The sequence below is a fragment of the Acinetobacter sp. HR7 genome, from assembly GCF_000773685.1.
In the GTDB taxonomy this organism is placed as follows: Bacteria; Pseudomonadota; Gammaproteobacteria; order Pseudomonadales; family Moraxellaceae; genus Acinetobacter; species Acinetobacter thermotolerans.
Genome location: NZ_JPQO01000065.1, coordinates 1 through 7,713 on the forward strand (window position 1 = coordinate 1; position 7,713 = coordinate 7,713).

Genomic DNA, 7,713 nt, shown 5'->3' on the forward strand with positions numbered 1-7,713 from the left:
CTATTTCAGGACAAGACAATTAGCGTTTACCCATGGATTTACGGGTACCACGTGGTGGCATCCAGGTTCGATCCGCATAATGTCTCGGTTTTGGACGCAAGTCTTCATAAACCTCTTCAGACGTCGATTCAGCTTTTTTCAATGGAAAAGGTAAATTCACCAAAGGCTTTTTCTTGGGAGTATTTGAGGAGCTCATTAGATTGACTCAAAAATAACTGTGGCTATTGTATAAAAAAAGTGACCGATGTACAACTTAAGCGTTTAAATTTCATTAAGCAATTGATAATAAAACTATAAATTTATCATTGTATGTGAATACCAATCACCATAGCCAAGTGCTACTTTTAAAAAGATGGATTACATTAACACTCAAATAATAAAACACACTGAAATAGATCGCTTTATTTATTAACCTTTCACTTACTTATTCTACTTGTTTTCCATACAGACTTATTCAAATAAGTTTAGTTTGATAAAAAAACAAAAACAAAGATGAATAAATGAAACAAGGAATTCAAATGAAAGGAATTTTAGGGACAATGATCGGGTCCACGATTCTATTACCAACATTAGGCTATGCTGATACGTCTTATTTCAGCCTTCAGGATGGAGATGGCTTTAAACGTTTTTCTGTATCAGTGGGTGCTTTGCATGTGATGCCACAAGGTAAGGCACAGCCATTCAAAGTCAATACTGCTGTTCAGAATGGTGAAAGCTATAGGAATGGTGCGATTGGTGTTGATACTGTCCTTAACAATCTGGATCCATCAGTAAATCAGAATGCAGTGAAACTTTTATTAGAAGGGATAGGCTTTTTCACAGGAGGTACATTACCTGCAAGTCTAAGCGGCTCAACAGAAATCAATGGCCTATCTGAATGGAATAATCCGGGCACTGGTTTAGAAGCTGATGATGTTACAACACTAGGCATCATGACCAATTACTTCTTTACAGATAATGTTTCATTAGAAATAAAAGCAGGTATTCCACCTAAAGTTGATCTCCAAGGCAAAGGTAGAATTTATGCACCTTTCTCAGGAACTGCGACTCCTACTTTGGGTAGCATTGAGCTTCCACTTGATATCGTACTGAAGAAGGATATCGAAATTACAGATCTGGAAGCCTATGGGCCCACTGCTTCCGCCCGTGCATGGACACCAGCTTTTGAGTTCCAGTATCACTTTGGCAAAACTGGCGTAAATAAATTCCGTCCTTATATTGGCGTAGGCTTGATGTATGCCTACTTTAACGAACTAGAAATCAATCCACAGACGGAACAGGATTTAATCAAAGCTGGACATATGATTGCCAATATTCTGGATAATAAGGCTGGAGCATCATTAGAAAATACACCGAATGAAAAAGCCAATCCAAAAGTTAAACTGGATGCTACAGATACCTTTGCTCCAGTGGTGACTGCAGGTTTTACTTATGACTTTAATGACAAGTGGTTTGCAGTAGGATCCATCAGCTATGCGCATTTAAAGAATGAAACTACAATCACAGTAATTGATGATCACTTTGGAAAATTAATTGAATCCAAAGCAGACATTGAGGTAAATCCTCTACTTGCTTATGCCGGGATCGGTATACGTTTCTAAACAGATCCTCAAAAAGCAGAGTCTCACTCTGCTTTTTTATTCACAAGTACACAATTGAATGTCACAAGAAAATGAGTCTGGAATCAAATCCGCTTAAAACTGATTTTCCTTAACACTCATACACATAAAAAAAATTTATCTTTTAAGTAATTATTATTCTATCGCGACAATAAGTTGAATCGACTAACATAAGTAACAATGCCCACAGGATGAGTTTCTTATGTCTGACAGCCAGTTTTCCAAGCCACTTATCTATATGCTCATCGGTGCAGCAATTATTCTGGCTTTGTCTCTGGGTGTACGACATGCGTTCGGCCTGTATCTGGTGCCGATGAGCCATGAATTTGGCTGGGGTCACAATGTCTTCAGTCTGGCGATCGCCATGCAAAACCTGATCTGGGGTGCAGTTCAGCCGGTCACAGGCGCAATTGCAGATAAATATGGCAGCAAGCTGGTGGTTGCTGTTGGTGGTGCCCTATATGCACTCGGGCTATTGCTGATGGCCGTCAGTTCAACCCCATTACTATTGAATGTCAGTGTGGGCCTGATTATGGGCCTTGCCTTGTCTGCAACTTCCTTCCCGGTACTGCTATCTGCCGTTGGTCGCGCTGCTCATCCTGAAAAACGCAGTCTGGCAATGGGGATCGCTAGTGCTGCTGGCTCATTCGGGCAGTTTATTATGCTGCCCTCCACCTTACTGCTACTACAAAGCATTGGCTGGTCAGCTGCCCTGATTGTCAGTGCCATTCTCATTGCGTTGATTGTTCCCCTCGCCTGGATGCTGAAAGCTCCCATTTATAAAAATCCCAATGCTGTTCCTGTCGCCAACACACCCTCGCTGAGCTTTAAGCAGATTCTGGTGATTGCAAAAAATCACAAACCGTTCTGGTTTTTGGCACTGGGCTTTTTTGTCTGCGGCTTTCAGGTGGTATTTATCGGAATTCACTTACCGGGTTATCTGATTGACCATGGTTTTAATGCCACTACAGGAACAGTGTTCTTAGCACTTGTTGGTCTGTTTAATATAGTTGGCACCTATACCGCCGGCTGGCTCGGTGGCAAGTACTCCAAACCGCATTTGCTCATGGGCCTGTATGGCCTGCGTGGTGTCGCCATTATTGCCTTTTTGCTGCTGCCCCTTACCACATGGACAGTGTATGCCTTTGGTGTCATTATGGGATTATTGTGGCTATCTACCGTACCGCTGACCAATGGTATCGTGGCCAATATGTTTGGGGTAAAATACCTCACCATGCTGAGTGGAATCGTGTTCTTTACCCATCAGGTCGGTTCATTCTTTGGCGGCTGGCTGGGTGGTGTGAATCATGATCTGGCGGGTAACTATAATGCCGTGTGGATGCTATCAATTGTTTTAAGTATCTTTGGCGTACTGGTGCATTTCTGTGTCAATGAGGAGCAGATTGTTCATGACTGATTCAGGCTTTCTATTCAAACTCATCATCAGTATGAGTCTGGTACTGTTATTGGCGCTTGCTCTGCTGCTATGGAGCCAGACACCACAATTATTTGAATACTTTAATCAGGCCTTTTGTGCGCATTAATCATACAAACTGTTGCCAAATCATCAGCAAAATTCCCGATTTTCAGTGTAGAAAAAACTAAAAGTAATAAAAACAGTAGAATAAATAAATTTCATTGCTATTTCATAAACTTAGCATTTTTAATCATTTTGCTAAAGTACAGAAGTCTCATACATTTTGATCATGACAAAACAATGATGAGACTTTTCAATGACCAGTTTATCGCAATTATCACAAGCTATTCATGATGCGCCACGTTGGCATCAGCCAGACCAGTTCCAGAATCCGGAAGAGATTCAAATCGTTCCCCAACATGATGCTGCCCTGGGCGCAGTGGTGTATGGGCTGGATGCCCGTAAAGCCCAATCTGGCGAAACCATTTTAAAATTAAAACAGGCATTGGCTGAGCATCTGATCTTGATTATCAAAAATCAAAGCTTGGATGATTTGCAGTACTTGGCCTTTGCCACTTATTTCGGTTCAATTTTCCGTCCAAGCCCAGATACCCCAGTTCTTGCAGCGCAATCAGATACTGGCGTACCACCAGACGTAGTACCCGTATCTAATGCCGTTGGTCAGGGCGACTATACCGGTCATGGCGAACTCACTCCACATGCCGATCACCAATGGACACCGCTTCCTTCTTTCGGTTCTTTGCTTTATGCAATTGAACTGCCAAAAGATGGTGGTCAAACCACTTGGTATAACACCATCAAGGCCTATGAAGCACTAGACGAAGCAACAAAAGCACATATTGATAATCTACAATTGATTACCTACAACCCATTTGTACGTCGCCAAAAAACCAAAGATGTAAGTAATGATCAAGGTTATGGCACAAGCCCACTATACCGATTTAAAGATCAACCAATTTTAAGTCATGCCTACCCGCATCCGCTGGTACGTACCCATCCAGAAAGTGGTCGTAAGGCACTATGGCTGAACACCCATACTGAAGTAGAGCTGGTGAATTATGATGATCAGGAAGGTAGTAAGTTAATTGCAGAATTGCGTGAGCACGTGCAAAAACCTGAATTTTCCTATGAGCATAACTGGGAAGTTGGTGACATCGTATTCTGGGACAATCAGGTGACTTTACACTCGCGTCGCCCTTTCCCGGCTGATCAGCGTCGTCTGTTAAAACGTATCAGTCTGGCAGGTAGCCGTCCGTATTAATAACAATAAGCAAAGATCAATAATTATACATATTCTGACTTTTACACCATTGAGTATCCTGACCGCCCAATGGTGTTTTTCTTTATTTTTTCTGTTGGCATTACCCATTTTCACTTAGATCTAGTTGACCTAAATTTTCCTGTCGCTTTTCCTGCATTAACACGACCCGTGCATAACTTACCTTTTTTCACTTAAACCTCATCGTGTAGCTGTCTTTTTCTGATTAGCGTATTGATGAACTTAGGAATATCTCTATAAAAGGAGAACAAGATGCAAGAGATTCAATTTTCCGAATGTGTCCAAGCCTGCATGACCTGCTCTCTCGCCTGTACCAACTGTGCCAGTTCATGCCTAAAAGAAGAACATCTGGAAATGATGCGTGAATGTATCCAACGCTGTTTAGACTGTTCTGATCTGTGCCAGCTCTGTGCACGCATGACCCAAAAACAGTCTCCTTTTATGAAACAGATTTGTGAGCTGTGTGCCAAAGCCTGTGATTATTGTGTAGAAGAATGCGGACACCATGAAGATGAGCATTGCCAGCAATGTGCTGAAGCCTGTCGCCGCTGTGCTGAAAAATGTCGTAAAATGGCGGCCTAATTCAAATATTCATTTTCAGTTTTATTTTTAGCCGAGCACATAATAAAAAACCCGCAAGCCAAAACTTACGGGTTTAATTTTCTAAGTTAAAACTTAACTTAGAACAGACGGTTCATACCATTCAGTGTTGCTACACGATACGCTTCCGCCATGGTTGGATAGTTGAATGTGGTTTCCACGAAATACTTGATGGTATTGTTCGGACTGTTCATGACTGCCTGACCAATGTGAATAATTTCGGAAGCGTTATTACCGAAGCAGTGGACACCCAGAATTTCCAAAGTTTCACGATGGAACAGGATTTTCAGTTCACCCACGGTGTCACCAGTAATCTGCGCACGTGCCAGATGACGGAAAGATGCCTGACCGACTTCATACGGAATTTTTTCTTCAGTCAGCTGCTGTTCAGTCTTACCAATCGAAGAAATTTCCGGAATGGTGTAAATACCGGTTGGAATGTCTGTTACCGGTTTAACGTTTTCTTCACCACTCATGTTGGCACCTGCACAACGACCTTGGTCATAGGCAGCAGAAGCCAATGAAGGCCAACCAATCACGTCACCAGCCGCGTAGATATTTTCGACTTCAGTCTGATACTGATCATTTACAGTTAATTGACCACGGCTGTTGGGTTTCAGGCCCACATTTTCCAGACCTAAACCATCAGTGTTACCGGAACGGCCGTTACACCACAGGATCGCATCTGCTTTAATCTTCTTGCCACTTTGAGTATGCAGAACGACATAATCATCCGTAGTTTCAAGATAATCGATCTGTTCATTGTGACGGATCAATACGCCCTGTTCACGTAAGTGATAAGACAGTGCGTCAGAGATTTCATCATCCAGATAGCTGAGCAGTTTTGGTTGGGTGTTAATCAGGTCAACCTTGTGGCCCAGACCGATAAAGATCGATGCATATTCACAACCAATTACGCCGGCGCCATAAATAATGATTTTTTGAATGGAATAATCCAGATCCAGAATTTTGTCTGAATCAAATACACGAGGATGATTAAAGTCCAGAATCTCAGGACGGTAAGGGCGAGAACCTGTTGCAATCACCAATTGCTGGAATTGAATGGTTTCTTTAATGCCTTCCGGGCTAAATACGAAAATGGTATTTTCGTCCTGAACGTAGGCACGACCGTGGAAGATATCGATTTTATTGCGGTCATAAAAACGTGAGTGTGTATCCACCTGTTGCTGGATCACTTTGTGCGCGTTACGAAGCACCTGCTTCATGGTGAATTGTTTCCATTCACCGACTTTTTGGAACATTGGATCACGTTGATAACGGATAATGCTTGATACTGTCTGACGCAGTGCCTTACTTGGAATTGTACCTACGTGTGTACAGTTACCGCCTAACTGTTCACGCATATCGACAATTGCAACGCGTTTGCCAGATTTTGCAAGCTTCATTGCCGCGCCTTCGCCCGCAGGGCCTGAACCTAGAACTACCGCATCATACTTAACGAAAGCCCCACTAACGACCTCTTTCTTACGTGGCATTCAACGCTCCTTTATAAATTAATTTCATCTGCAATATCTATTTGCCACATATTATGACGTAAATCATGTCAGTTTGGTGTATTTAACTGACATATATTGTGTGATGAGAACATTTTTTAAATGAATAGTGCTTTTTACCCTATTTTTACCTAAGTCCGTTATAATAAAAGCGCTATCTTTGATAATCTCCTCCCTTCAAAAACAGTGGAAAAGTTGAATATGTCTGAAAACCGTAAACCTGAACAGGGTGTCAAACTTCGCGGCGCGGAAAAGGTCGCGCGTATTCCTGTAAAAGTTGTTCCTACGGTTGAAGCTCCAAGAAAACCGGACTGGATTCGTGTCAAAATGGCCGCGCCGGATGAAGTGCAACGTATTAAAACCACCCTGCGTCAGCAAAAACTGCACACTGTTTGTGAAGAGGCTGCTTGTCCTAACCTGCCAGAATGTTTCGGGGGTGGTACGGCAACCTTCATGATCATGGGTGATATCTGTACCCGTCGTTGTCCATTCTGTGACGTTGCTCACGGCCGTCCAAATGCACTGGACCCAGACGAACCACGTCACATGGCTGAAACCATTGCCAACCTCGGTCTGAAATATGCCGTGATCACTTCGGTTGACCGTGATGACCTTTTGGATGGTGGTGCACAGCATTTCGTCGACTGTATTAAAGAAGCACGTGCATTAAGCCCAAATACCCTATTAGAAATTCTGGTACCTGACTTCCGTGGTCGTATGGATATCGCCCTACGTATCATGACTGAATGTCCGCCAGATGTATTCAACCACAATATTGAAACTGTGCCACGCCTGTATAAAGCGATGCGTCCAGGTTCAGATTATCAGCACTCTTTAAACTTGCTAAAAATGTTTAAAGAATACTGCCCGGATATCCCAACCAAATGTGGTTTGATGGTCGGTATTGGTGAAACTGAAGAAGAAGTGATTGCCCTGCTGGATGACCTGAAAGCGCATGACGTGGATTATGTGACGATTGGTCAGTATCTGCAGCCTTCTAAGCAGCACGCGCCAATTGACCGCTTTGTAACACCAGAAGAGTTTGAGCGTTATGCAGAGCATGGCCGCAAACTCGGCTTTAAAAATATCTGGTCTGCACCAATGGTACGTTCAAGTTACTTTGCAGATCGTCAATACTACGGCGAGCCAGTACCAGCCGTACGTCGTAAGACGGATCCTGCCAAGAAAATTGCCGTACAAACCATCGAAGCTTAATTGAGCTGATATGAAAAGCCCTCCATGTGAGTAATGCCAGTCAGTTAA

The 7,713-nt window shown here is 42.8% G+C and carries 8 protein-coding genes; 6 read left to right on the forward strand and 2 right to left on the reverse strand.

What is annotated here, in order from left to right; translation table 11 throughout:
• Positions 1 to 19: 19 nt before the first annotated feature.
• Positions 20 to 196, reverse strand: a complete 177-nt coding sequence (locus GW12_RS15855) for a hypothetical protein (RefSeq protein WP_171077662.1) — start codon at positions 194 to 196, stop codon at positions 20 to 22.
• Positions 197 to 518: 322 nt separating this feature from the next.
• Between GW12_RS15855 and GW12_RS04270 the strand changes: the two genes are divergently transcribed.
• The 5 genes from GW12_RS04270 (at position 519) to GW12_RS04290 (ending at position 4,918) form a co-directional block, all read left to right on the forward strand.
• Positions 519 to 1,601, forward strand: a complete 1,083-nt coding sequence (locus tag GW12_RS04270; protein WP_034583931.1) for an OmpW family protein — start codon at positions 519 to 521, stop codon at positions 1,599 to 1,601.
• A 220-nt stretch (positions 1,602 to 1,821) separates the two neighbouring features.
• Positions 1,822 to 3,036, forward strand: a complete 1,215-nt coding sequence (locus GW12_RS04275) for an MFS transporter (RefSeq protein WP_034583934.1) — start codon at positions 1,822 to 1,824, stop codon at positions 3,034 to 3,036.
• Positions 3,029 to 3,163, forward strand: a complete 135-nt coding sequence (locus tag GW12_RS16095) for a hypothetical protein (protein ID WP_034583937.1) — start codon at positions 3,029 to 3,031, stop codon at positions 3,161 to 3,163. Before GW12_RS04275 ends, GW12_RS16095 begins: the two co-directional genes overlap by 8 nt.
• Positions 3,164 to 3,352: 189 nt before the next feature.
• A complete protein-coding gene (locus GW12_RS04285) occupies positions 3,353 to 4,318 on the forward strand; it encodes a TauD/TfdA family dioxygenase (protein WP_034583939.1) in 966 nt (321 codons plus the stop codon).
• Positions 4,319 to 4,588: 270 nt separating this feature from the next.
• A complete protein-coding gene (locus GW12_RS04290; protein WP_034583940.1) occupies positions 4,589 to 4,918 on the forward strand; it encodes a four-helix bundle copper-binding protein in 330 nt (109 codons plus the stop codon).
• 98 nt (positions 4,919 to 5,016) lie between these two features.
• Here GW12_RS04290 and sthA read toward each other — a convergent pair whose 3' ends face one another.
• Positions 5,017 to 6,432, reverse strand: a complete 1,416-nt coding sequence (gene sthA / locus GW12_RS04295; protein ID WP_034583943.1) for a Si-specific NAD(P)(+) transhydrogenase — start codon at positions 6,430 to 6,432, stop codon at positions 5,017 to 5,019.
• 219 nt (positions 6,433 to 6,651) lie between these two features.
• Here sthA and lipA point away from each other — a divergent pair, with 219 nt between their 5' ends.
• Positions 6,652 to 7,665 (forward strand): lipoyl synthase, encoded by a 1,014-nt coding sequence (gene lipA / locus GW12_RS04300; protein ID WP_034583945.1) that lies wholly within the window; start codon positions 6,652 to 6,654, stop codon positions 7,663 to 7,665.
• Positions 7,666 to 7,713 lie beyond the last annotated feature (48 nt).

Coding starts and splice junctions, on each gene's coding strand:
- sthA (WP_034583943.1), bottom strand. CDS start 6,432: ATGCCACGTAAGAAAGAGGTCGTTAGTGGGGCTTTCGTTAAGTATGAT.
- GW12_RS04275 (WP_034583934.1), top strand. CDS start 1,822: ATGTCTGACAGCCAGTTTTCCAAGCCACTTATCTATATGCTCATCGGT.
- lipA (WP_034583945.1), top strand. CDS start 6,652: ATGTCTGAAAACCGTAAACCTGAACAGGGTGTCAAACTTCGCGGCGCG.
- GW12_RS16095 (WP_034583937.1), top strand. CDS start 3,029: ATGACTGATTCAGGCTTTCTATTCAAACTCATCATCAGTATGAGTCTG.
- GW12_RS15855 (WP_171077662.1), bottom strand. CDS start 196: ATGAGCTCCTCAAATACTCCCAAGAAAAAGCCTTTGGTGAATTTACCT.
- GW12_RS04270 (WP_034583931.1), top strand. CDS start 519: ATGAAAGGAATTTTAGGGACAATGATCGGGTCCACGATTCTATTACCA.
- GW12_RS04290 (WP_034583940.1), top strand. CDS start 4,589: ATGCAAGAGATTCAATTTTCCGAATGTGTCCAAGCCTGCATGACCTGC.
- GW12_RS04285 (WP_034583939.1), top strand. CDS start 3,353: ATGACCAGTTTATCGCAATTATCACAAGCTATTCATGATGCGCCACGT.